Here is a 22,696-nt window from a genome sequence, read left to right on the forward strand (position 1 = left end):
CTGTGGCCTGCGGGCCGAGGACAGCAACGATGTCGGATTACATCCAAGAGCAGGGTGCGACGGCCAGCAGCTCCAGCCGTCGCGAAGAGCGCAAGATCATTTTCGCGTCATCCCTCGGGACTGTTTTCGAGTGGTATGACTTTTTTCTCTATGGCGCGCTGGCAGCGGTGATCAGCAAGCAGTTCTTCGCTGGCGTGAACGACACCACCGCCTTCATCTTCGCCCTGATGGCCTTTGCCGCCGGCTTCCTGGTGCGGCCATTCGGGGCGCTGGTGTTCGGCCGCCTCGGTGACATGATCGGGCGTAAGTACACTTTCCTGATCACCATCGTGCTCATGGGCCTGTCGACTTTCGCGGTCGGCCTGCTGCCCACCTACGCCAGCATCGGCATCGCCGCACCGATCATCCTGGTGGTGTTGCGCATGCTCCAGGGCCTGGCCCTGGGCGGTGAGTACGGTGGCGCGGCGACCTACGTGGCCGAGCATGCGCCACCCGGCAAACGCGGCTTCCACACCGGGTTCATCCAGTCCACTGCCACCCTTGGCCTGCTGTTGTCGCTGCTGGTGGTATTGGCCAGCCGCTATATAAGCGGCGATCAGTTCGAAACCTGGGGCTGGCGCCTGCCGTTCCTACTGTCGATCTTCCTGCTGGCGATTTCCACCTGGATCCGCATGAGCATGCACGAGTCGCCGGCGTTCGTGAAAATGAAGGCCCAGGGCAAGGTCAGCAAATCGCCGATCCGTGAATCGTTCACGTCGTGGCCTAACCTCAAGGTGGTGCTCACCGCGCTGTTCAGCATCAACGCCGGCCAGGCCGTGACCTTCTACACCGCGCAGTTCTACGTGCTGTTCTTCCTCACCCAGATGCTCAAGATGGACGCGGCGCAAGCCAATACCCTGCTGATCATCAGTGTGGTGATCGGCGCGCCGTTCTTCGTGTTCTTCGGCTGGTTGTCCGACCGCATCGGCCGCAAGCCGATCCTGATGATTGGGCTGTTGCTGGCCACCGTGTGCTACTTCCCGATGTTCAAGGCCCTGAGCCACTACGCCAACCCGCAGATCGACGCGGCCAGCCGTCAGGCACCGATCGTGGTCAGCGCCGACCCACAAGGCTGCACCTTCCAGTTCGACCCGGTAGGCAAGGCGCGCTTCGACAGCCCGTGCGACAAGGTCAAGACCTTCCTGGTCAAGCAGGGTCTGCCCTACAGCTCGGTGAATGCCACCGGTAGCGACGTGGTGGTGAAAATTGGCGAAACCAGCATCAATGGCTTCGATGAAGCGGCCATGCGCGCAGCCATCGAGCAGGCCGGGTACCCGGCCAAGGCGGATCCGGCGCAGGTCAACCAGGTGATGGTGGTGGTGCTGATCGTGGCGATGATCCTGATCGCGACCATGACCTACGGGCCGCTGGCGGCAGTGATGGTCGAGCTGTTCCCGACCCGCATCCGTTATACCTCCATGTCCCTGCCTTATCACATCGGCAACGGTTGGTTCGGTGGCTTCCTGCCGACGGTGTCGTTCGCCTTGGTGGTGTACACCGGGGATATCTTCTACGGGCTGTGGTACCCGGTGCTGGTGACCGGCATCAGCCTGGTGGTAGGGATCTTCTGCCTTAAAGAAACCAAGGATGTGGATATCGACAAGGTCTGAAGGGCTTTGTGTGGGAGCGGCCTCGTGTCGCGAAAGGGCCGCAAGGCGGCCCCGGCAGAATATGCGACACGGCTGAAATCCGGGGCTGCTTCGCAGCCCTTTCGCGACGCAAGGCCGCTCCCACACAATCGGCGAAGCGCTGACGAACCGACATAAAAAAACCGGCTGTAAAAGCCGGTTTTCTTATGCCCCGAAAAAACTTATGCACGATTTTCCAAAAAAATTCATACAAGGAAATAAATAACTAATTCAATGAGTTATCTATAGATCCAGGCATTCCATCCCAAAATTGCACACAAGTTATCCACAGATCGTCAAGCAATCTGTTCTTCGGGATTTTCATTCACCGGTGGCAACGAACCCATGGCCCGTTGGGTGGCTTCGTTCCAGGCGGCAGCACGGTCGTTGAGCTCGGCGATGGCGCGTGGCCCGGTGCCGTTGGCATACATCGGTTCGCCAATCACCACCTCGATGGTCCCCGAACGCTTGCCCCAGCCCGTCTTGGGCCAGAACTTGCCGGCATTGTGGGCGATCGGCAGTACCGGCAGCCCAGCGTTCACCGCCAGGGCGGTACCGCCGCGGGAGAACTTGCCCACGGTGCCGAACGGCACGCGGGTACCTTCTGGGAAGATCAGCACCCAGATGCCTTGCTTGAGCAGTTCGTCGCCCTTGCTGGCCACATGGCGCAAGGCTTCCTTGGGATTGTCGCGGTCGATGGCGATCGGCCGCAGCATGGCCATGGCCCAGCCGAAGAACGGCACGTACAGCAGTTCGCGCTTGAGCACCTGGCTCAACGGCGAGAAGTATTGGGAAAGGAAGAACGTTTCCCAGGTGCTCTGGTGGTTGGACAGGATCACGCAGGGTTCATTCGGCACGTTCTCGGCACCGGTGATCTTGTAGTCGATGCCGAGGATGGTGCGCACGAGGAACAACGCGCAGCGGCACCAGTAAACGTTGATGAACGTGTAGCGCTTGGGGAACGACAGGAACGGCGCGATAAAGAAGCTCAGGGAGCACCACAGTAAGGAGCTGGTGCCCAACAGCAGGTAAAAAAGAAAGATTCTGATCGCCTGCAGGATCGACATAGTGGCATGTACCGTTGCGGGCGCGCCCGCCTGAAGAAACGTGCGCCAAACGGCGCACTATTTAAATTAGTTCTCTGGCGATAGCCGCCAGATCGTCGAAAATCAGTGTAGATTCGGGAACGCCTTTTTCCAGGGTCCTCTCGCCCTTGCCGGTTTTCACCAACACGGGTTGTGCACCGACGGCCAGGGCGGCCTCCAGGTCACCTTTGCTGTCGCCGACGAACCATACGCCGCGCAGGTCGGCGTGATAGTGCTCGGCAATCGCCCGCAGCATGCCGGGCTTGGGTTTGCGGCAGTCGCAACCGTCGTCCGGGCCATGCGGGCAGTGCACGATGTAGCCCATTTCGCCGCCCTGTTCGGCCACCAGCGCGCGCAGGCGCGCGTGCATGGCCTCGAGGGTTGCCAGGGGGTAGTAGCCTCGGGCAATGCCGGACTGGTTGGTGGCTACTGCCACCGTCCAGCCGGCCTTGCTCAACTGCGCGATGGCCTCGACCGAGCCAGGGATCGGGATCCACTCTTCCAGCGTCTTGATGTAGGCGTCGGAGTCGTAGTTGATCACCCCGTCACGGTCGAGAATCAGCAGTTTCAAGGCTTACCCCAGCAGCGAAATGTCGGCCACGCCCAGGAACAGGCCGCGCAGGCGGCTGAGCAAGGCATAACGGTTGGCGCGGACCTTGGCGTCCTCGGCGTTGACCATCACCGCCTCGAAGAAGGCGTCGACCGGATCACGCAGGGCTGCCAGGCGAGCCAGCGATTCGCTGTACTGGCGAGCGGCGGCCATCGGTTGCACGGCCTGGTCGGCCTGCTGGATGGCCGAGTACAGGGAGAACTCGTTGGCGTTGTCGAAGTACTTGGGCTCGACCTGGTCGGCGATGGCGCCTTCGGCCTTGCTCAGCAGGTTCGACACGCGCTTGTTCACCGCAGCCAGGGCTTCGGCTTCCGGCAGCTTGCGGAAAGCCTGCACGGCCTGCACACGCTGGTCGAAGTCCAGGGCCGAGCCCGGCTTCAGGGCGCGTACCGACAGGTAGGTGGCGACATCGATGCCTTCGTCTTCGTAGCGCGCACGCAGGCGGTCGAAGACGAATTCCAGCACCTGCTCGGACAGCCCGGCAGCCTTGACCTTGGCACCGTACTGCTTGACCGCGAACTCGACCGCGGTGGTCAGGTCCAGGTCCAGCTGTTTCTCGATCAGGATGCGCAGCACGCCCAGCGCAGCACGGCGCAGGGCATACGGGTCCTTGCTGCCGGTCGGCAGCATGCCGATGCCGAAGATCCCGACCAGGGTGTCGAGCTTGTCGGCGATGGCCACGGCGGCACCGGTCAGGGTCTGCGGCAGTTCGGCACCGGCACCGCGCGGCATGTACTGCTCGTTCAGGGCCAGGGCGACGTCTTCCGGCTCACCGTCGTTGATCGCGTAGTAGTAGCCGGCAACGCCCTGCATCTCGGGGAATTCGCCGACCATCTCGGTGGCCAGGTCGCACTTCGACAGCAGGCCGGCACGGCCCGCGCGCTGGGCGTCGCCGCCGATCAGCGGGGCGATGAACGCGGCCAGCTTGGAAACGCGCTCGGCCTTGTCGTACACGGTGCCCAGTTGGGCCTGGAACACCACGTTCTTGAGGCGTTCGTTGAAGGTTTCCAGCGGCTGCTTCTTGTCTTGCTTGAAGAAGAACTCGGCGTCGGTCAGGCGCGGGCGCACGACCTTCTCGTTACCCTGCACGATCTGCTTGGGGTCACGGCTCTCGACGTTGGCCACGGTGATGAAGCGCGGCAGCAGCTTGCCTTCGCTGTCCAGCAGGCAGAAGTACTTCTGGTTGTCCTGCATGGTGGTGATCAAGGCTTCCTGCGGCACTTCGAGGAAGCGTTCCTCGAACGAGCACACCAGCGGCACCGGCCACTCGACCAGCGCGGTCACTTCGTCGAGCAGTGCCGGCGGCACGATGGCGCTGCCTTCCTGCTGCAGGGCCAGCTCGGCGATGCGCTTGGAAATCAGCTCGCGACGCTCGGCGAAGTCGGCCAGTACATAGGCCTTGCGCAGGTCGTCGGCATAGTTGGCCGGGGTGGTGATGACCACATTTTCCGGGTGGTGGAAGCGGTGGCCACGGGACTCGCGGCCGGCCTTCTGCGAGAGGATGGTGCAGTCGACGACCTGGTCGCCGAGCAACATCACCAACCACTGGGTCGGGCGCACGAACTCTTCACGGCTGGCCGCCCAGCGCATGCGCTTGGGGATAGGCAGGTCGTTGAGCGAGTCCTCGACGATGGTCGGCAGCAGGCTTGCGGTGGCCTTGCCCGGGATGTGCTGGGAGAAGCGCAGCTTGGCGCCGCTCTGGTCGATCTCGGACAGATCCACCCCGCACTTCTTGGCAAAACCAAGCGCGGCCTGGGTCGGTTGGCCTTCGGCGTTGAACGCTGCCTGCATGGGCGGGCCGTCGATGTTGATGCTGCGGTCGGGTTGCTGCACGTCGAGTTGACGCAGCAGTACCGCCAGGCGGCGCGGTGCGGCGTACACCTGCTTGCCGGTGTAGTTCAGGCCGGCGGCCTGCAGGCCCTTCTCGATGCCCGCCAGGAAGGCGTCGCCAAGGCTCGCCAGGGCTTTGGGTGGCAGCTCTTCGGTGCCCAGTTCTACCAGGAAATCTTGAGCACTCATTGTGCAGCCTCCAGCTTCGCCAACACTTCGTCACGCAGTTCAGGGGTGGCCATCGGGAAGCCCAGGCGTGCACGGGCTTGCAGATAGCTTTGCGCTACGTCCCGGGCCAGGGTACGCACGCGCAGGATGTAACGCTGGCGCTCGGTCACCGAGATGGCGCGGCGAGCATCGAGCAGGTTGAAGGTGTGCGACGCCTTCAGGACCATTTCATAGGTCGGCAGCGGCAGGTCCAGCTTGATCAGGCGGTTGGCTTCGCTTTCGTAGAAGTCGAACAGCTCGAACAGTTTCTCGACGTTGGCGTGCTCGAAGTTGTAGGTCGACTGCTCCACTTCGTTCTGGTGGAACACGTCGCCGTAGGTGACCTTGCCGAACGGGCCGTCGGCCCAGACCAGGTCGTACACCGAGTCGACGCCCTGGATGTACATGGCCAGGCGCTCGAGGCCGTAGGTGATTTCACCGGTGACCGGGTAGCACTCGATGCCACCGACCTGCTGGAAGTAGGTGAACTGGGTCACTTCCATGCCGTTGAGCCAGATTTCCCAGCCCAGGCCCCAGGCACCGAGGGTCGGCGATTCCCAGTTGTCTTCGACGAAGCGAATGTCGTGGACCAGCGGATCCAGGCCGATGGCTTTCAGCGAGCCGAGGTACAGCTCCTGGAAGTTGGCCGGGTTCGGCTTGAGCACCACCTGGAACTGGTAGTAGTGCTGCAGGCGGTTGGGGTTTTCGCCATACCGGCCGTCGCCAGGGCGGCGGCTAGGCTGCACATAGGCGGCGTTCCAGGTTTCCGGGCCGACGGCGCGCAGGAATGTAGCGGTATGGAAAGTGCCGGCGCCTACTTCCATATCGTAGGGCTGAAGCACCACACAACCTTGCTCGGCCCAGTAGTTCTGCAGGGCGAGGATCAGGTCTTGGAAGGTACGCACGGCTGGCGTAGGCTGGCTCACGAAATTCACCTGTATCTGGGGATGCGGATGTAAAGAGCGGGAGTATAACCTGATTCGCCTCGCCCTCTACTCATTGGAGCCTTATGCCACGCTGCTTTTGGTGTACCGACGATCCGTTGTACCAGGCCTACCACGACCAGGAGTGGGGAACGCCACAGCGTGACCCGGCGTTGCTGTTCGAGATGCTTTTGCTCGAAGGGTTCCAGGCCGGCCTTTCCTGGATCACCGTGTTGCGCAAACGGGAGCGCTATCGCCAGGTGCTGCACGGCTTCGACCCGGTGCGCCTGGCGCAGTTGAGCGACGAACGGATCGCCGAGCTGATGCTCGATGCCGGGATCATCCGCAACCGCCTCAAGCTCAATGCCGTGCGCCGCAACGCGCAGGCCTGGCTGGCTGTGGATAACCCCGCCGAGTGGCTCTGGTCGTTCGTCGGCGGCGTGCCCAAGGTCAACCATTTCAAGGGCCGCGATGAGGTGCCGGCGGTCACCGACGAGGCCAAGGCCATGAGCAAGGCGCTGCGCAAGGCCGGCTTCACCTTCGTCGGCCCGACCATCTGCTACGCCTTCATGCAGGCCACCGGCATGGTCATGGACCATACCATCGACTGTGATCGCTACGCCGCGCTGGCGCGCTGAAAGGGTACAATGCGCGCCTTGCTGAAATAAGGAATCCGCCTGTGGAAAAGTTCAAGGGCGCCCTGATGGTCGGGGTGCTGCGTCTGTTTGCCAAGCTGCCCTGGGGCGCAGTGCAGCGCGTTGGCGCCGGCATCGGCTGGCTGATGTGGAAAGTCCCCAACGGCTCGCGCGACGTGGTGCGCATCAACCTGGCCAAGTGTTTCCCGGAGATGGATCCGGTCGAACGCGAGCAGTTGGTTGGCCGTGCATTGAAGGACATCGGCAAGTCGTTCACCGAAAGCGCCTGCGCCTGGATCTGGCCGCCGCAGCGGTCGCTGGAGCTGGTCAAGGAGGTACACGGCCTGGAGGTGCTAGAGCAGGCCCTGGCCTCGGGCAAGGGCGTGGTCGGCATCACCAGCCACCTGGGCAACTGGGAGGTGCTCAACCACTTCTATTGCAGCCAGTGCAAGCCGATCATCTTCTACCGCCCGCCCAAGCTCAAGGCGGTCGATGACCTGCTGCGCGAGCAGCGCGTGCAGATGGGCAACCGCGTGGCGCCCTCGACCAAGGAAGGCATTCTCAGCGTGATCAAGGAAGTGCGCCGCGGCGGCCAGGTGGGCATTCCTGCCGATCCGGAGCCGGCGGAATCGGCCGGGGTGTTCGTGCCGTTCCTCGGCACCCAGGCGCTGACCAGCAAGTTCGTGCCGAACATGCTGGCCGGTGGCAAAGCCGTCGGGGTGTTCCTGCATGCCCTGCGCCTGCCCGATGGGTCGGGCTTCAAGGTGTTCCTGGAGGCCGCGCCGGAAGCGATGTACAGCACCGACGTGACCGAATCGGCGGCGGCCATGAGCAAGGTGGTCGAGCGTTATGTGCGCGAGTACCCGAGCCAGTACATGTGGAGCATGAAGCGCTTCAAGAAGCGGCCGGAGGGTGAGGCGCGCTGGTATTGAGATTTTGGGGGCGCTTTGCGCCCCATTCGCGACACAAGGCCGCTCCCACATTGATCGGTGTATGCAGGACCTTTGTGGGCGCGGGCTTGCCCGCGAATGGGCTACGAGGCAGCCCCGGCCATCTCAGGCTTTATCGAGCTTCTTGAGGAACACCGCCATCTCTTTCTCGGCCTGCTTGTCGCCATGGGCCTGCGCTGCCACGATCCCGTCTTCCCAGGCCTTGCGCGCCTGCGCCAGGTCGCCCTGCAACTGATACGCCTTGCCTAGCAGCTTCCACGCCGCCGAGTACTTCGGGTCCTGCTCCACGCAGCGCGCCAGGTGCTGCGCGGCCTCGGCGCCGTTGCCCTCATCCAGCCAGGCCTTGCCCAGGCCAAAGCGCAGCAGTGGGTTATCCACACCCTTGGCCAGCATCTTCTCCAGCGATTCGCGCATGCCGTGTTCTCCTAGAAGAAACTCAAACCTACGTGGAACAGCTTCTCCACGTCGCGGATATGCTTTTTATCCACAACGAACAGGATCACATGGTCGCCCGACTCGATCACCGTGTCGTCGTGGGCGATCAGCACTTGCTCGTCGCGGATGATCGCGCCGATGGTGGTGCCCGGTGGCAGCGAGATGTCCTCGATGGCCTTGCCCACCACCTTGCTCGATTTCGCATCGCCATGGGCCACCGCCTCGATGGCTTCGGCCGCGCCACGGCGCAGCGAGTGCACGCTGACGATGTCGCCACGGCGCACGTGGGCGAGCAAGGTGCCGATGGTGGCCAGCTGCGGGCTGATGGCGATATCGATCTCGCCGCCCTGCACCAGGTCGACGTAGGCCGGGTTGTTGATGATGGTCATCACCTTGCGCGCGCCCAGGCGCTTGGCCAGCAGCGAGGACATGATGTTGGCCTCGTCGTCGTTGGTCAGGGCCAGGAAGATATCGGCATCGGCGATGTTCTCTTCGAGCATCAGGTCCTTGTCCGAGGCGCTGCCCTGCAGCACCACGGTGCTTTCCAGGGTGTCGGAGAGGTAGCGGCAGCGCGCCGGGCTCATCTCGATGATCTTCACCTGGTAGCGGCTTTCGATGGCTTCGGCCAGACGCTCGCCGATCTGCCCGCCGCCCGCGATGACCACCCGCTTGTTGGTCTCGTCGATGCGCCGCAGCTCGCCCATCACGGCGCGGATGTCCTTGCGCGCGGCGATGAAGAACACTTCGTCGTCGGCTTCGATCAGGGTGTCGCCGCGTGGCGTGATCGGCCGGTCGCGGCGGAAGATCGCCGCCACGCGGGTGTCGACGTTGGGCATGTGGGCGCGGATCTGGCGCAGCTGCTGGCCCACCAGCGGGCCGCCATAGTAGGCCTTGACCGCCACCAGCTGGGCCTTGCCCTCGGCGAAGTCGATCACCTGCAGCGAACCTGGGTGTTCGATCAGGCGCTTGATGTAGTTGGTCACCACCTGCTCGGGGCTGATCAGCACATCCACTGGAATATGGTCGTTGTCGAACAGCTCTTCGCGGCTGAGATAGGAAGACTCGCGCACCCGGGCGATCTTGGTCGGGGTGTGGAACAACGAGTAGGCGACCTGGCAGGCCACCATGTTGGTCTCGTCGCTGTTGGTCACCGCCACCAGCATGTCGGCGTCGTCGGCACCGGCCTGGCGCAGCACCGTGGGCAGCGAGCCGCGGCCCTGCACGGTGCGGATGTCGAGACGGTCGCCGAGGTCGCGCAGGCGGTCGCCGTCGGTGTCGACCACGGTGATGTCGTTGGCTTCGCTGGCCAGGTGTTCTGCCAGCGTCCCGCCTACCTGCCCTGCGCCGAGGATGATGATCTTCATCCGCTACTCCCTACCTTGGTTCTTACCCGCGCGAGGCGGCGATCTTGATCAGCTTGGCATAGTAGAAGCCGTCGTGGCCGCCTTCCTGGGCCAGCAACTGGCGACCGTGGGGCTGGCGCAGGCCGGCGTCGGTCGCCAGGTCCAGTTCACGGGCGCCCGGGGTGCGGGCCAGGAAGGCATCGATCACTTCGGTGTTTTCGGTCGGCAGGCTGGAGCACGTGGCGTACAGCAGCATGCCGCCCACCTCCAGGGTCGGCCACAGGGCATCGAGCAATTCGCCTTGCAGCGCAGCCAGGGCCGGGATGTCGTCGGCCTGGCGCGTCAGCTTGATGTCCGGATGGCGGCGGATCACGCCGGTGGCCGAGCATGGCGCGTCGAGCAGGATGCGCTGGAATGGCTTGCCATCCCACCAGCTTGCGGTGTCACGGGCATCACAGGCGATCAGTTCGGCGTCGAGCTGAAGGCGGTCGAGGTTCTCGCGTACGCGGGCCAGGCGCTTGGCTTCGAGGTCGATGGCCACCACGTGGGCCAGGCCGGCTTCGGCTTCGAGCAGGTGGCAGGTCTTGCCGCCGGGGGCGCAGCACGCATCGAGCACACGCTGGCCGGGGGCCAGTTCGAGCAGGTCGGCGGCCAGTTGCGCGGCTTCGTCCTGCACGCTCACCCAGCCCTCGGCGAAGCCCGGCAGGCCGCGCACGTCGCAGGCCTGGGCCAGGACGATGGCGTCGCTGCCGTACTGGCAGGCACTGGCGTCGATACCTGCCTCGGCCAGCAGGGCCAGGTAGGCGTCGCGGCTGTGATGACGGCGGTTGACCCGCAGGATCATCGGCGGATGGGCGTTGTTGGCGGCGCAGATGGCTTCCCACTGCTCCGGCCAGAAGGCCTTCAGTGCCTTTTGCAGCCAACGTGGGTGGGCGGTGCGTACCACCGGGTCGCGCTCCATGTCGGCGAGCAATGCCTCGCCTTCACGCTGGGCACGACGCAGCACGGCGTTGAGCAGACCCTTGGCCCACGGTTTCTTCAATTTGTCGGCGCAGCCGACGGTCTCGCCGATGGCGGCGTGGGCCGGAATACGGGTGTAGAACAGCTGGTACAGGCCGACCAGCAGCAATGCCTGCACATCGGCGTCGGCGGCCTTGAACGGCTTCTGCAGCAGTTGCGCGGCCAGCAGGTCGAGGCGTGGCTGCCAGCGGGCGGTGCCGAACGCCAGGTCCTGGGTCAGGCCGCGATCGCGCTCGTCGACCTTGTCCAGTTGCGCGGGCAGCGAGCTGTTCAGCGAGGCCTTGCCGCTGAGGACGGCGGCCAGCGCACGGGCGGCGGCGAGACGTGGGTTCATTGGCCCAGTACCTTGCCAGCGGCGAACTTCTCGCGGCGGCTGTTGAACAGGTCGCTGAAGTTCAGCGCCTTGCCTCCCGGCAGCTGCAGGCGGCTCAGGCTCAGTGCCTGATCAGCGCAGGCGACGACCAGGCCGTCCTTGCTGGCATCGAGGATTTCGCCCGGTGCGCCCTTGCCTGTGGACAACTTGGCGGCCAGCACCTTCACGCTTTCGCCGTCGAGGGTGCTGTGGCACACCGGCCACGGGTTGAAGGCGCGGATCAGGCGCTCCAGTTCGAGGGCCGGGCGGTTCCAGTCGATGCGTGCCTCGTCCTTGTTCAGCTTGTGCGCGTAAGTCGCCAGGGCGTCGTCCTGCACTTCACCCTGCAGGCTGCCGTCGGCCAGGCCGGCGATGGCTTGCAGCACGGCGGGCGGGCCCATCTCGGCGAGGCGATCGTGCAGGCTGCCGCCGGTGTCCTCGGCGCTGATCGGGGTGGTCACCTTGAGCAGCATGGGGCCGGTATCCAGGCCCGCCTCCATGCGCATCACGGTCACGCCGCTCTCGGCATCGCCCGCTTCGACGGCGCGCTGGATCGGCGCCGCGCCGCGCCAGCGTGGCAGCAAGGAGGCGTGGCTGTTGATGCAACCCAGGCGCGGGATATCCAGCACCGCCTGGGGCAGGATCAGGCCGTAGGCGACCACCACCATCAAGTCGGGCGCAAGTGCGGCGAGTTCGGCCTGGGCCTCGGCACTACGCAGGGTCGGCGGCTGCAGCACGGGGATGTCATGGCCCACGGCCAACTGCTTGACCGGGCTCGGCATGAGCTTCTGGCCACGGCCGGCGGGGCGGTCGGGCTGGGTGTAGACGGCCACGATCTCGTAGGGGCTGTCGAGCAGGGCCTTGAGGTGTTCGGCGGCAAACTCTGGAGTGCCTGCAAAGACGATGCGCATGGAGTTCTCGCTTCAAAAAAGAAAAAGGCTTGCCGGAGCAAGCCTTCTGGCAGGTGGGGATCAGGCTTGCTGGCGGTGCTGCTTTTCCAGCTTCTTCTTGATCCGGTCGCGCTTGAGTTGCGACAGGTAGTCGACGAACAGCTTGCCGTTGAGGTGATCGAACTCGTGCTGCACGCAGACCGCCAGCAGACCCTCGCACTCCAGTTCGTACGGCTTGCCGTCGCGGTCCTGGGCCTTGACCCGGACCCGCAGCGGGCGATCGACGTTCTCGTAGAAGCCCGGTACCGACAGGCAGCCTTCCTGGTACTGACCCATGTCGTGGGTCAGCTCCTCGACCGTGGGGTTGATGAAAACCCGCGGTTCGCTGCGGTCTTCGCTGAGGTCCATGACCACGACCTGCTTGTGCACGTTGACCTGGGTCGCGGCCAGGCCGATGCCAGGGGCTTCGTACATGGTTTCAAACATGTCGTCGATCAGCTGGCGCAGGGCGTCGTCGAACTCCGTCACCGGTTTGGCGATGGTGCGCAGGCGCGGGTCCGGGAATTCGAGAATGTTCAAAATGGCCATAAGGTCAGGCAGTCACTGTGCGTTCGGTTGAAAACTGAACACACATAATAAAGGGAATCGAGGATTTCGGCACCTGGCAAGCTCGACTAGGGTGTCTATGGGCGTGATAGCTGCCAATCGATGGACAGCTTTTCAAACTGTTACCCACAAAGTTATCCACAGCTTGTGCCACGTCGATGGCCCTGTTTCGATCAAGGATGATCCCCATGCCGACTCACCATTCGTCGCCTTGTCCGCCTGCCGAACTCGAGGCGCGTTTGCGCCTGCACCGCCTTCCAGAGGTGGGATTGCGTCGCTTTGCCACCTTGATCCAGGCCTTCGGCAGTGCCTCGTCGGCGCTCAGCGCGCCGGCCAGTGCCTGGCGCTCCCTGGGTATGCCGCAGGCCGCCATCGATGCCCGCCGCTGCCCTGAGGTGCGTGACGGCGCCCTGGCTGCAATGGCCTGGTTAGAGCGTCCCGGCCAGCATTTGCTGATGTGGGACGGCCCCGGCTACCCGGCCCTGCTGGCAGAGATCGACGACCCACCACCGCTGCTGTTCGTCGCTGGCGAGCCGGCTTTGCTCGAGCGACCGCAACTGGCCATCGTGGGCAGCAGGCGTGCTTCACCTACGGCGCTGGATACCGCCAAGGCCTTTTCCCGGCACCTCGCCCAGGCCGGGTTCACCATCACCAGCGGCTTGGCCCTGGGTATCGACGGCGCCGCTCATCGGGCAGCTGTGCAGGCCGGGGGGAGTACGGTCGGGGTGCTTGGCACGGGGCTGCAAAAACTTTATCCACAGCGCCACCTCGAGTTGGCCAGGGCGATGATCGACAACGGTGGCGCGCTGGTTTCCGAGTATCCGCTGGATGCCGGGCCACTGCCGGGCAACTTCCCTCGGCGCAATCGCATCATCAGTGGCCTGTCGTTGGGGGTGCTGGTGGTGGAGGCGGGCCTGGCCAGCGGATCGCTGATCACCGCCCGCCTGGCGGCCGAACAGGGGCGCGAGGTCTATGCCTTGCCCGGCTCGATTCATCACCCGGGAGCCAAGGGGTGCCACCAGCTCATCCGTGACGGCGCACTGCTTGTGGAAAACGTCGGGCAGATCCTCGACAGCCTGCAAGGTTGGCAGAATCTGCCGACGGCGGCTGTGGATAAACCCGCGCATCCCCTGCTTGCTCTGCTGCATGCCGCGCCACAGACTAGCGAGAACCTGGCCCACTGCAGCGAGCGGCCGCTGGCCGAGGTGCTGGCGCAGCTGACCGAGCTGGAGCTCGAAGGCCGAGTCAGCAATGTCGCCGGGCGTTGGTTTGCCCGCGTCGGCTAAGTACACTGCGCTTCAAGCAAGGTCTACAGGTGGAGAGACACAACATGGTAAGCAGTTTTCGTGTGCAACAAGCCGCACGTGAGATCCGGGCGGGCGCAGTCATCGCCTACCCGACGGAAGCGGTCTGGGGCCTGGGCTGCGACCCATGGAACGAGGATGCGGTATATCGCTTGCTGGCACTCAAGTCGCGGCCTGTGGATAAAGGGTTGATCCTGATCGCCGACAACATCCGTCAGTTCGATTTCCTCTTCGAGGACTTCCCCACCGACTGGATCGACCGCATGGGCAGCACCTGGCCGGGGCCCAATACCTGGCTGGTGCCGCACCAGGACCTGTTGCCGGAGTGGGTGACGGGCGAGCATGACACTGTCGCCCTGCGGGTCAGCGATCATCCGCTGGTGCGCGAGCTGTGCGCACTGGTGGGGCCGTTGATTTCGACGTCGTGCAACCCAGGCGGGCGCCCGGCGGCGAAGACCCGGTTGCGGGTCGAGCAGTATTTCCACGGCGAGCTGGACCTGGTGCTGGGTGGGGCGCTGGGGGGGCGCAAGAATCCGAGTGTGATTCGTAACCTGGCGACCGGCGAGGTCGTGCGTCCGGGGTGATACGGCTGCGAGGGCTTTGCCCTCGTTTCGCGATACATATTCAGCGCGATTATCCGGTTTCGGTGCCGTTCAGGCCTGACTAGCCTTGTACGGCAGATGTTTCTGTTTCGAATGGCTGTCCGGCCTGAAGCTTGGGAAATGTCCTAACAATCCCTTCGAATTCCATCACCTTTCACTCACGCGGCACCCAACCTATCATTTCTAGCCTTAAAGTATCCGACCATGGGATGTTGATGATTGTACATAGGCTTGTACAATGTTCGTGTTGGCGCTGCTCCCTGTCCATTAGTCAGTAGCCATCAAGCCTATTGCCCATTCAGCAAACCTGCCTGGGTCGAGAAAAACCTGATCCAGGCTCTGCCTGGGAAGGATTTGAAACAATGCATGTACTGACTTTTAGCCAGGCTCGCGCCGATCTGAAGCAGACGATGGATGATGTGTGCCGGGACCATGAGCCCGCAATTATCACCCGCCAGCGCGGTGAACCGGTGGTCATGATTTCGCTTGAGGATTACAACGGTATGCAAGAGACCCTTTACCTGTTGGGGTCGTCGGCTAATGCCAAGCGCTTGCGTGCCTCCATTGATCAGCTGCAGTCGGGTAGAGCTGCTATCCATGAGCTGTCCATCGATGAACATGAAGTCAAAACAGCGCAACAAGACTGAAGCTCGAAATGCTGTAAGCGTTGCGTTCACTTCGGAAGGTTGGGAAGACTACTGCCACTGGAGAGACGCTGACGCAGGTGTATTTGCAACGATCAATGCATTGATCAGGGAATGTCTGCGTACGCCATTCAAAGGCACCGGCAAGCCTGAGCCACTCAAGGGCGACCTTTCAGGATTCTGGTCTCGTCGCATTACTCGCGAACATCGTTTGGTCTACCTCTTCGAAGGAGGCCAGATGACGATTTTGCAGTGTCGCTATCACTATGACGATTGATAACACCGCGCGCAGTTCGTTCTTGGGCCTGGAGCGGGCAACCCGCTCCAGGCGTTATCTCAAGGCAGCAGAACCGTAGACCCCACAGTCCTGCGCGCCGACAGTTCAGCCTGCGCCTTGGCCGCCTCGCTCAACGCATACCGCTGCTGGATATCCACAACCAGTTTCCCACTCCCAATCATCGCAAACAGCTCATCCGCCATCGCCTGGGTGTTCTCGGCATTGTTGGCGTAGCTCGCCAGGGTCGGCCGGGTCACGTACAGCGAGCCCTTCTGCGCGAGGATACCGAGGTTCACTCCACTGACCGCACCGGAAGCGTTGCCGAAGCTCACCATCAATCCACGCGGGCGCACGCAGTCCAGCGAGGTCAGCCAGGTATCGGCACCGACGCCGTCGTAGACCACGGCGCATTTCTGGCCGTCGGTCAGTTCCAGCACCCGCTTGGCCACATCCTCGTGGCTGTAGTCGATGGTTGCCCACGCGCCCAGCGCCTTGGCCCGCTCGGCCTTCTGGGGCGAGCTCACCGTACCGATCAGCTTGGCGCCCAGGGCCTTGGCCCATTGGCAGGCCAGCGAACCCACGCCACCGGCGGCGGCATGGAACAGGACGAAGTCGCCCGGCTGCACGGCGTAGGTCTGCTTGAGCAGGTACTGGGTGGTCAGGCCCTTGAGCATCACCCCTGCTGCCTGCTCGAAGCTGATGTGCTCGGGCAGCTTGACCAGGTTGGCTTCGGGCAGGGTGTGCAGCTCGCTGTAGGCACCCAGCGGGCCGGTGCCGTAGGCGACGCGGTCACCGACCTTCAGGCGGGTGACGCCCTCGCCCACCGCCTCGACCACGCCGGCACCCTCGGTGCCCAGCCCGGACGGCAGCGCAGGCGGGGCATAGAGCCCGCTGCGAAAATAGGTGTCGATGAAGTTCAGGCCGATCGCATGGTTACGCACACGTACCTGCTGCGGCCCTGGGGCCGCGGGTTCGAATTCCACAAGCTGCAGCACTTCTGGGCCGCCATGCTGGCTGAACTGGATACGCTTGGCCATCTCGTACTCCTGTAGTCGGGATCGGGAAAGGCCCTCTATCGGACGCCTTTGCTTGATCGCCGTCAACTGCGGCGCGCTGGCCGCCGGTGGTATGCTACCCGGCGAATTCTTCCCTGCCCGTTCCTGGTGACCCGATGACTAGCCGCACCGAGGCCGTGAAAGCCTACCTGCTCGACCTGCAAGACCGCATCTGCTCTGCCCTCGAAAACGAGGACGGCGGCGCCCGCTTCGTTGAGGATGCCTGGGTGCGTGAAGCCGGTGGTGGTGGCCGCACGCGGGTGATCGGCGACGGCAAGGTCATCGAGAAAGGCGGCGTGAACTTCTCCCATGTGTTCGGCGCCGGGCTGCCGCCATCGGCCAGTGCCCACCGCCCGGAGCTGGCGGGTCGTGGTTTCGAGGCCCTCGGCGTGTCGCTGGTCATCCACCCGCACAATCCCCATGTGCCCACGTCCCACGCCAACGTGCGGTTCTTCATCGCCGAGAAGGAAGGTGAAGAAGCGGTATGGTGGTTCGGCGGCGGCTTCGACCTGACCCCGTACTACGGCAACGAAGAAGACTGCATCCACTGGCACCGCGTAGCCGAGCAGGCCTGCGCGCCGTTCGGCGCCGACGTGTACCCGCGCTACAAGGCCTGGTGCGACCGCTATTTCCACATCAAGCACCGTGGCGAGCCGCGCGGCATCGGCGGGCTGTTCTTCGACGACCTGAACGAGTGGGATTTCGACACCTGCTTCGCTTTCATTCGCGCCATCGGCGATGCCTATGTCGAGGCTTACCTGCCGATCGTCCAGCGCCGCAAGGACACGCCCTATACCGCCCAGCAACGCGAGTTCCAGGAGTACCGCCGCGGCCGCTACGTGGAGTTCAACCTGGTCTACGACCGCGGCACGCTGTTCGGCCTGCAGTCCGGTGGCCGTACCGAGTCGATCCTCATGTCGCTGCCGCCGCAGGTACGCTGGGGCTACGACTGGAAAGCCGCACCCGGCAGCGAGGAAGCGCGCCTGACCGAATACTTCCTGCAAGACCGCGACTGGCTCGGCCAGTAAGCCTGTGGATAACCGGAGAGCTCCCATGGACCAGTACGTCGTTTTCGGTAACCCGATTGGCCACAGCAAGTCGCCGTTGATCCACCGGCTGTTCGCCGAACAGACCGGCCAGGACCTGGAGTACACCACCCTGCTGGCGCCGATCGACGAGTTCAGCGATTGCGCGCGCGGCTTTTTCAAGCAAGGCAGCGGCGCCAACGTCACCGTGCCGTTCAAGGAAGAAGCCTACCGCCTGTGCGACAGCCTGGCCCCGCGAGCGCGTCGGGCCGGTGCAGTGAATACCCTGACCCGGCTGGCCGACGGCACCCTGCAAGGCGACAACACCGATGGCGCGGGCCTGGTCCGCGATCTGACGGTGAACGCAGGGGTGAGCCTGGCCGGCAAGCGCATTCTGATCCTTGGCGCCGGTGGCGCGGTGCGTGGCGTGTTGGAGCCGATCCTGGCGCATAAGCCGCAGTCGCTGGTGATCGCCAACCGCACGGTGGAAAAGGCCGAGCAACTGGCGCACGAATTCGACGAACTGGGCCCGGTGGTGGCCAGTGGCTTCGGTTGGTTGCAGGAGCCGGTGGATGTGATCATCAACGCCACTTCGGCGAGCCTCGCTGGCGAGCTGCCGCCGATTGCCGACAGCCTGGTCGAAGCCGGGCGTACGGTCTGCTACGACATGATGTATGGCAAGGAGCCGACGCCGTTCTGTCAGTGGGCGACCAAGCTGGGCGCGGCCAAGGTGCTCGACGGCCTGGGCATGCTGGCCGAACAGGCGGCCGAGGCGTTCTTCATCTGGCGCGGCGTGCGCCCAGACACTGCGCCGGTCTTGGCTGAACTGCGCCGACAGCTCGCTCGGGGCTGAGACTGCCGGGGCCGCTTCGCGACCCATCGCGGGCACGCCAGCTCCCACAGGTACGGCGCAGCCCCCAGCTTTTTGGTTTACCTGCGATAGCAACTGTCTTGCTCAATTTCCAAAAGCTGGCGCGATCCCTGTAGGCGCTGGCTTGCCTGCGATGGGCTGCAAAGCAGCCCCAAGGATTCAAGCTTCACTCCTCAAAGCGGATCGGGCACAGTTCCACCCCTTCCAGCTTCTGCAGTTCCTCGATCACCTGCGGCCTGGCCCGCAGCAAGGTCAGGCTACCTCCCGCGCGCTGTAGCCTGCGCGCTTCGCGGTGCAACATATCCACACCCGAATAGTCGATGAAGTTCACCTGGCGTGCGTCGATCACCACGTGCGGCCCCTGGCAGCGTTGCAGGCGCACCTGCAGGTAATGCACGGCGCCGAAGAAGATCGACCCGCCCACACGCAGCAGGTCGGCCTCCCCTTCGCGGCTCTGCTGCACGCGTGGCCGTGACGTGCGCTTGAGATAGAAGAACAGCGACGCCAGCACGCCGGCATAGATCGCGGTCTGAAGCTCCAGCAGCAAGGTGGCGGCGGCGGTCAGGGCCATGACCAGGAATTCCGCACGGCTGACCCGGAACAACGCCCGGATCGCCCGGTGGTCCACCAGCCCCCAGCAGATCAGCAGGATGCTCCCGGCCATGGCCGGAATCGGCAGGTGGGCGATCAGCCCGGCACCGGCCACGGCGAACAACGCTACCCATAGCGCCGAGAACACACCCGCCATCGGCGAGCGGGCACCGGCGTCGTAGCTCAGCCCGGAGCGGGTGAAGGAGCCGGACGACAGGTAGCCGGAGAAGAATGCCCCGGCCATGTTCGAGAGCCCTTGGGCACGGATCTCCTGGTCGGCGTCGATCAACTGCTCCGAGCGTGCCGACAGCGAACGGGCAATCGACAGGCTGGTCACCAGCCCCAGCATGCCGACCGCCACGGCGCTGGGCAGCAGACGCAGGATCAGTTCCACATCCAGCAGCGGCAGGGGGCTGAACGGCGGCAGTTGGCCAATGAACGCCGGCACCCGTGGCACATGGCCAAAGACGCCCGGCAGCAGCCAGGCCAGCAGGCTGACCAGGACCAGACTTATCAACAGGCTCGGCCAGCGCGGGCGCCAGAGTTTCAGGGATGCGCCGACCCCCACGGTGGCCAGCCCCAGCAGCAGCGAAGGCAGGTCGATTTCGCCGGCATGGCTGGCCAGGTCTTGCGCGGTTTTCAACGCTGTCGCCTGGCTGGGCAGGTCCAGGCCCAACAGGTTGGGCAACTGGCCGAGGGCGATGACGATGGCGGCGCCCAGGGTGAAGCCGATCACCACTGAATGGGATACGAAGTTGACCAGTGCGCCGAAGCGCAGGAGCCCGAGTAACAACTGGAAAATCCCGGCAAGAAATGTCAGCAGCAGTACCAGCGTGACGTAGTCGGCGCTGCCAGCCACGGCCAGGGGGCTGATGCTGGCGTAGAGCACGATGGAGATCGCAGCGGTAGGGCCGCAAATCAGGTGCCATGACGATCCCCAGAGACAGGCGACCAGTACCGGCACGATGGCCGCGTACAGCCCGAATTCGGCGGGCAGACCGGCGATCAGGGCGTAGGCGATGGACTGCGGCAGGGCGAGGATGGCGCCGCTCAAACCCACCAGCAGATCCTGGCGCAGGCTGCGACCGGTTTGCCGGGGGAGCCAGGCTAGGAAAGGCAGCAGGTTGTGGAAACGGGGCATGCATTTTTCCTGGTTCTGAATCGCGGGCGACGGCTTTGCCCTCGTTTCGCGACGCAAGGCCGCTCCCACCGGGTTTTCTACAAACCTGAAGGCCAGCAGTGGGCCTGTGGGGCAGCCTAGCAGACAATCATCACAGCTTGGCTTTGAGGACCTCGGCTGCATTGCCTCCGGCCTTAGGCGTTACCCCAGCCAGCCAGCCTTCGAGCAGTTGCGGATGCGCCTTCACCCAGGCTTTGGCCGCCTCGTCGAAGCTGACTTTCTTATCCACGACCTCGGCCATGATGGCGTTTTCCATGTCCAGGGTAAATGTCAGGTTGGCCAGCAACTTGGCCGCGTTCGGGCAGGCCTGTGGATAACCTTTGCGCGTCAGGGTATAGACCTCTCCCTTGCTGCCGAACCATTTTTCCCCACCTGTCAGGTAATGCATTTTCAGCTTCACGTTCATCGGGTGCGGCGTCCAGCCGAGGAAGACGATGAACTGTTGCTTCTTCACCGCCCGCTCCACCTGCGCCAGCATCGCCTGTTCGCTGGACTCCACCAGCTTCCACTTGCCGAGTTCGAACTCATTGGCGTCGATGATCTGCTTCAGCGACAGGTTCGCCGGAGCGCCGGAACCGATGCCATACAGCTTCTGGTCGAACTGATCGGCATGCTTTTGCAGGTCGGCGAAGTCCTTCACACCGGCATTCCACACGTAATCGGGCACTGCCAGGGTGAACTCGGTGCCTTCGAGATTGCGCGACAGCCGCTGTACATCGCCGTTGGCGATGAACTTGTCATGAAAGCCCTGCTGCGCCGGCATCCAGTTGCCGAGGAACGCATCCACGCGGCCGTCCTTGAGGCCGCCGTAGATGATTGGCACGGCCAGGTTGTCGATCTTCACCTGGTAGCCCAGGCCTTCGAGCAGCAGGCGGGCGACGGCGTTGGTCGAGGCGATGTCGCTCCAGCCGGGGTCGGCGAGTTTCACGGTGCTGCATTGTGCGTCGTCGTCGGCGGCCTGGGCGCCGATGGCGCCCAGGCCGAGTACCAGGGTCAATGCGGCGGTGGCGATGGTGTGCATGGCTGTCTCTCTTCTCAATCCATGGATGCGGGCTGTGGATAACGTGCCTTGCGCTCGAGGTCATCGAGATCGATGTGGTTACGCATGTACTGGTGGCTGGCGTCCACGAACGGTTGGTGGTCCCAGCTTTTCAGCGTGCCGATGGCCAGGGCCTCGGCCACCAGGCGACGGCGGCGCTGGCTGGCCAGCACCTGTTGGCGCAGGCTGGGGATGTCCCAGCGTTGCCGCGCCTCGTCGACGAATGCCTGCAGCAGCGCCTGGTGGTCCGGGCTGCCGGTGAGGTTCTCCCGCTCGTGCGGGTCGTTGCCCAGGTCATAGAGTAGGCATGGGTCGTCCTCGCTGTACACGAACTTGTACGGCCCGCGGCGGATCATCATCAGTGGGCCGACCGTGCCCTCGGCCATGTATTCGCCGATCACCTCGTCGTGTCCGCCCTGCCCTTGCAGGTGGCCGAGCAGCGAGCGGCCGTCCAGGTGCAGGGCCGGTTCGACGCTGCCGCCGGCCAGCTCGACCAGGGTCGGCAGCAGGTCGCAGGTCGATACCGAGGCGCTGACCCGGCCTGGGGCGAAGCGCTGGGGCGCATGCACCAGCAGCGGCACGCGGGCCGACATCTCGAACCAGTGCATCTTGTACCAGAGCCCCCGCTCGCCCAGCATGTCGCCGTGATCGCCGGAGAACACGATCAGGGTGTCGTCGGCCAGGTCGCACTCCTCCAGGGTCTGCAACAGCTTGCCGATGTTGTCGTCGATGTAGCTGCACGCCCCGAAGTAGGCGCGGCGGGCATCACGGATCTTGTCCACGGGCAGCGGCTTGCCCCAGAGGTCATAGACCTTGAGCAGGCGCTGCGAATGGGGGTCGAGTTCGGCCTGGTTGAACTCGGCGCACGGCATGGGGATATCCACACCCTCGTAGCGATCCCAGTAGCGCTTGGGAATGGTGTACGGATCGTGCGGGTGGGTCATCGACACGGTCAGGCAGAACGGGCGTCCGTCGTTGTCGCGGACGTGGTCGTACAGGTACTGGCGCGCCTTGAACACCACTTCCTCGTCGAAATCCAGCTGGTTGGTGCGCACGCAGGGGCCGGCCTGCAGCACCGACGACATGTTGTGGTACCAGCTCGGGCGCTCGTCCGGTGCATCCCAGTTCACCGCCCAGCCGTAGTCGGCCGGGTAGATGTCGCAGGTCAAGCGTTCCTCGTAGCCGTGCAGTTGGTCCGGGCCACAGAAATGCATTTTGCCTGAGAGCGCGGTGCGATAGCCCAGGCGGCGCAGGTAGTGTGCATAGGTGGGCACGTCTGCGGGGAAATCGGCGGCGTTGTCGTAGGCGCCGATGCGGCTGGGCAGTTGGCCGCTGACCAGGGTGAAGCGCGAAGGCGCGCAAAGCGGGCTGTTGCAGTAGGCCGAATCGAACACCACGGCCTGTTCGGCGAGGCGGCTGAGGTGGGGCATCTGGATCGGCGACGGTGCGTAGATCGGCAGCAGCGGTGCGGCCATCTGGTCGGCCATGATGAACAGGATATTCGGGCGCGTCATGTGGGCTTCCATCGTCGAGGGTTATGCGTTTCGCTTGCTTT

22 protein-coding genes are annotated in these 22,696 nt (G+C 64.0%); 9 read left to right on the forward strand and 13 right to left on the reverse strand.

All coding sequences use genetic code 11. The annotated features are described in order from the left end of the window. Positions 1–29 precede the first annotated feature (29 nt). The gene (locus E6B08_RS00430) at positions 30–1,649 is read left to right on the forward strand and encodes an MFS transporter (RefSeq protein ID WP_136912285.1); all 1,620 of its coding nucleotides are present in this window, start codon (positions 30–32) and stop codon (positions 1,647–1,649) included. A gap of 314 nt (positions 1,650–1,963) precedes the next feature. On the opposite strand, the gene E6B08_RS00435 is transcribed toward E6B08_RS00430, so the two are convergent. The 4 genes from E6B08_RS00435 to glyQ form a co-directional block, all read right to left on the reverse strand. Next, positions 1,964–2,734 (reverse strand): lysophospholipid acyltransferase family protein, encoded by a 771-nt coding sequence (locus tag E6B08_RS00435; protein ID WP_136912286.1) that lies wholly within the window; start codon positions 2,732–2,734, stop codon positions 1,964–1,966. Between the two features lie 61 nt (positions 2,735–2,795). Beyond that, positions 2,796–3,323 carry a D-glycero-beta-D-manno-heptose 1,7-bisphosphate 7-phosphatase gene (gene gmhB / locus E6B08_RS00440; protein ID WP_136912287.1) on the reverse strand — a complete coding sequence of 176 codons (528 nt, stop codon included), beginning with the start codon at positions 3,321–3,323 and terminating at the stop codon, positions 2,796–2,798. Between the two features lie 3 nt (positions 3,324–3,326). After that, positions 3,327–5,381 carry a glycine--tRNA ligase subunit beta gene (gene glyS / locus E6B08_RS00445; RefSeq protein ID WP_136912288.1) on the reverse strand — a complete coding sequence of 685 codons (2,055 nt, stop codon included), beginning with the start codon at positions 5,379–5,381 and terminating at the stop codon, positions 3,327–3,329. After that, positions 5,378–6,325, reverse strand: a complete 948-nt coding sequence (gene glyQ, locus E6B08_RS00450) for a glycine--tRNA ligase subunit alpha (protein ID WP_060479092.1) — start codon at positions 6,323–6,325, stop codon at positions 5,378–5,380. Before glyQ ends, glyS begins: the two co-directional genes overlap by 4 nt. A gap of 83 nt (positions 6,326–6,408) precedes the next feature. Between glyQ and E6B08_RS00455 the strand changes: the two genes are divergently transcribed. Further along, positions 6,409–6,960: a DNA-3-methyladenine glycosylase I gene (locus E6B08_RS00455; protein ID WP_136912289.1), complete on the forward strand. Its 552-nt coding sequence runs from the start codon at positions 6,409–6,411 to the stop codon at positions 6,958–6,960. 41 nt (positions 6,961–7,001) lie between these two features. Further along, the gene (locus E6B08_RS00460) at positions 7,002–7,889 is read left to right on the forward strand and encodes a lysophospholipid acyltransferase (RefSeq protein WP_136912290.1); all 888 of its coding nucleotides are present in this window, start codon (positions 7,002–7,004) and stop codon (positions 7,887–7,889) included. Between the two features lie 123 nt (positions 7,890–8,012). Here the strand turns inward: E6B08_RS00460 and E6B08_RS00465 are convergent, their stop codons facing one another. Genes E6B08_RS00465 through def form a run of 5 tightly spaced genes read right to left on the reverse strand, consistent with a single transcriptional unit; the run spans position 8,013 to position 12,535 of the window. Then, positions 8,013–8,321, reverse strand: coding sequence for a tetratricopeptide repeat protein (locus E6B08_RS00465; RefSeq protein ID WP_136912291.1), 309 nt, complete (start codon positions 8,319–8,321; stop codon positions 8,013–8,015). A gap of 11 nt (positions 8,322–8,332) precedes the next feature. Next, positions 8,333–9,706, reverse strand: a complete 1,374-nt coding sequence (trkA, locus tag E6B08_RS00470; RefSeq protein WP_136912292.1) for a Trk system potassium transporter TrkA — start codon at positions 9,704–9,706, stop codon at positions 8,333–8,335. A gap of 22 nt (positions 9,707–9,728) precedes the next feature. After that, positions 9,729–11,039 (reverse strand): 16S rRNA (cytosine(967)-C(5))-methyltransferase RsmB, encoded by a 1,311-nt coding sequence (gene rsmB / locus E6B08_RS00475; protein ID WP_136912293.1) that lies wholly within the window; start codon positions 11,037–11,039, stop codon positions 9,729–9,731. Further along, positions 11,036–11,968 (reverse strand): methionyl-tRNA formyltransferase, encoded by a 933-nt coding sequence (gene fmt / locus E6B08_RS00480; RefSeq protein WP_136912294.1) that lies wholly within the window; start codon positions 11,966–11,968, stop codon positions 11,036–11,038. The genes rsmB and fmt overlap by 4 nt, the downstream gene beginning before the upstream one ends. 60 nt (positions 11,969–12,028) lie before the next feature. After that, on the reverse strand, positions 12,029–12,535 hold the full coding sequence (def, locus tag E6B08_RS00485; protein ID WP_051097836.1) for a peptide deformylase: 507 nt from the start codon (positions 12,533–12,535) through the stop codon (positions 12,029–12,031). 206 nt (positions 12,536–12,741) lie between these two features. Between def and dprA the strand changes: the two genes are divergently transcribed. The 4 genes from dprA (at position 12,742) to E6B08_RS00505 (ending at position 15,380) form a co-directional block, all read left to right on the forward strand. Further along, positions 12,742–13,839 (forward strand): DNA-processing protein DprA, encoded by a 1,098-nt coding sequence (dprA, locus tag E6B08_RS00490; protein WP_136912295.1) that lies wholly within the window; start codon positions 12,742–12,744, stop codon positions 13,837–13,839. 44 nt (positions 13,840–13,883) lie between these two features. Beyond that, positions 13,884–14,441 carry an L-threonylcarbamoyladenylate synthase gene (locus tag E6B08_RS00495; protein WP_136912296.1) on the forward strand — a complete coding sequence of 186 codons (558 nt, stop codon included), beginning with the start codon at positions 13,884–13,886 and terminating at the stop codon, positions 14,439–14,441. Between the two features lie 380 nt (positions 14,442–14,821). After that, entirely contained in the window at positions 14,822–15,106 is a 285-nt protein-coding gene (locus tag E6B08_RS00500) for a type II toxin-antitoxin system Phd/YefM family antitoxin (protein WP_136912297.1), read from the forward strand. Continuing rightward, positions 15,072–15,380 (forward strand): Txe/YoeB family addiction module toxin, encoded by a 309-nt coding sequence (locus tag E6B08_RS00505; protein WP_136912298.1) that lies wholly within the window; start codon positions 15,072–15,074, stop codon positions 15,378–15,380. Before E6B08_RS00500 ends, E6B08_RS00505 begins: the two co-directional genes overlap by 35 nt. Positions 15,381–15,439: 59 nt before the next feature. Here the strand turns inward: E6B08_RS00505 and E6B08_RS00510 are convergent, their stop codons facing one another. Next, on the reverse strand, positions 15,440–16,417 hold the full coding sequence (locus tag E6B08_RS00510) for an NADPH:quinone reductase (RefSeq protein ID WP_136912299.1): 978 nt from the start codon (positions 16,415–16,417) through the stop codon (positions 15,440–15,442). A gap of 134 nt (positions 16,418–16,551) precedes the next feature. On the opposite strand from E6B08_RS00510, the gene hemF reads away from it, so the two are divergent. Both hemF and aroE read left to right on the forward strand, forming a co-directional pair. After that, entirely contained in the window at positions 16,552–17,463 is a 912-nt protein-coding gene (gene hemF / locus E6B08_RS00515) for an oxygen-dependent coproporphyrinogen oxidase (RefSeq protein WP_136912300.1), read from the forward strand. Between the two features lie 25 nt (positions 17,464–17,488). Further along, complete coding sequence (gene aroE, locus E6B08_RS00520; RefSeq protein WP_136912301.1) at positions 17,489–18,313, forward strand: shikimate dehydrogenase; 825 nt, start codon at positions 17,489–17,491, stop codon at positions 18,311–18,313. A 184-nt stretch (positions 18,314–18,497) separates the two neighbouring features. Here aroE and E6B08_RS00525 read toward each other — a convergent pair whose 3' ends face one another. The 3 genes from E6B08_RS00525 to betC form a co-directional block, all read right to left on the reverse strand. After that, positions 18,498–20,063 carry a SulP family inorganic anion transporter gene (locus E6B08_RS00525; protein ID WP_136912302.1) on the reverse strand — a complete coding sequence of 522 codons (1,566 nt, stop codon included), beginning with the start codon at positions 20,061–20,063 and terminating at the stop codon, positions 18,498–18,500. A gap of 130 nt (positions 20,064–20,193) precedes the next feature. Beyond that, on the reverse strand, positions 20,194–21,123 hold the full coding sequence (gene choX / locus E6B08_RS00530) for a choline ABC transporter substrate-binding protein (RefSeq protein WP_238349275.1): 930 nt from the start codon (positions 21,121–21,123) through the stop codon (positions 20,194–20,196). A gap of 14 nt (positions 21,124–21,137) precedes the next feature. After that, positions 21,138–22,655, reverse strand: a complete 1,518-nt coding sequence (betC, locus tag E6B08_RS00535; protein ID WP_136912303.1) for a choline-sulfatase — start codon at positions 22,653–22,655, stop codon at positions 21,138–21,140. Positions 22,656–22,696: the final 41 nt, after the last annotated feature.

Origin of the sequence: Pseudomonas putida (assembly GCF_005080685.1) — a bacterium.
Lineage (GTDB): Bacteria > Pseudomonadota > Gammaproteobacteria > Pseudomonadales > Pseudomonadaceae > Aquipseudomonas > Aquipseudomonas putida_V.

Coding starts and splice junctions, on each gene's coding strand:
- E6B08_RS00430 (WP_136912285.1), top strand. CDS start 30: ATGTCGGATTACATCCAAGAGCAGGGTGCGACGGCCAGCAGCTCCAGC.
- E6B08_RS00435 (WP_136912286.1), bottom strand. CDS start 2,734: ATGTCGATCCTGCAGGCGATCAGAATCTTTCTTTTTTACCTGCTGTTG.
- glyS (WP_136912288.1), bottom strand. CDS start 5,381: ATGAGTGCTCAAGATTTCCTGGTAGAACTGGGCACCGAAGAGCTGCCA.
- E6B08_RS00455 (WP_136912289.1), top strand. CDS start 6,409: ATGCCACGCTGCTTTTGGTGTACCGACGATCCGTTGTACCAGGCCTAC.
- E6B08_RS00465 (WP_136912291.1), bottom strand. CDS start 8,321: ATGCGCGAATCGCTGGAGAAGATGCTGGCCAAGGGTGTGGATAACCCA.
- trkA (WP_136912292.1), bottom strand. CDS start 9,706: ATGAAGATCATCATCCTCGGCGCAGGGCAGGTAGGCGGGACGCTGGCA.
- rsmB (WP_136912293.1), bottom strand. CDS start 11,039: ATGAACCCACGTCTCGCCGCCGCCCGTGCGCTGGCCGCCGTCCTCAGC.
- fmt (WP_136912294.1), bottom strand. CDS start 11,968: ATGCGCATCGTCTTTGCAGGCACTCCAGAGTTTGCCGCCGAACACCTC.
- def (WP_051097836.1), bottom strand. CDS start 12,535: ATGGCCATTTTGAACATTCTCGAATTCCCGGACCCGCGCCTGCGCACC.
- dprA (WP_136912295.1), top strand. CDS start 12,742: ATGCCGACTCACCATTCGTCGCCTTGTCCGCCTGCCGAACTCGAGGCG.
- E6B08_RS00495 (WP_136912296.1), top strand. CDS start 13,884: ATGGTAAGCAGTTTTCGTGTGCAACAAGCCGCACGTGAGATCCGGGCG.
- E6B08_RS00500 (WP_136912297.1), top strand. CDS start 14,822: ATGCATGTACTGACTTTTAGCCAGGCTCGCGCCGATCTGAAGCAGACG.
- E6B08_RS00505 (WP_136912298.1), top strand. CDS start 15,072: ATGAACATGAAGTCAAAACAGCGCAACAAGACTGAAGCTCGAAATGCT.
- E6B08_RS00510 (WP_136912299.1), bottom strand. CDS start 16,417: ATGGCCAAGCGTATCCAGTTCAGCCAGCATGGCGGCCCAGAAGTGCTG.
- hemF (WP_136912300.1), top strand. CDS start 16,552: ATGACTAGCCGCACCGAGGCCGTGAAAGCCTACCTGCTCGACCTGCAA.
- aroE (WP_136912301.1), top strand. CDS start 17,489: ATGGACCAGTACGTCGTTTTCGGTAACCCGATTGGCCACAGCAAGTCG.
- E6B08_RS00525 (WP_136912302.1), bottom strand. CDS start 20,063: ATGCCCCGTTTCCACAACCTGCTGCCTTTCCTAGCCTGGCTCCCCCGG.
- choX (WP_238349275.1), bottom strand. CDS start 21,123: ATGCACACCATCGCCACCGCCGCATTGACCCTGGTACTCGGCCTGGGC.
- betC (WP_136912303.1), bottom strand. CDS start 22,655: ATGACGCGCCCGAATATCCTGTTCATCATGGCCGACCAGATGGCCGCA.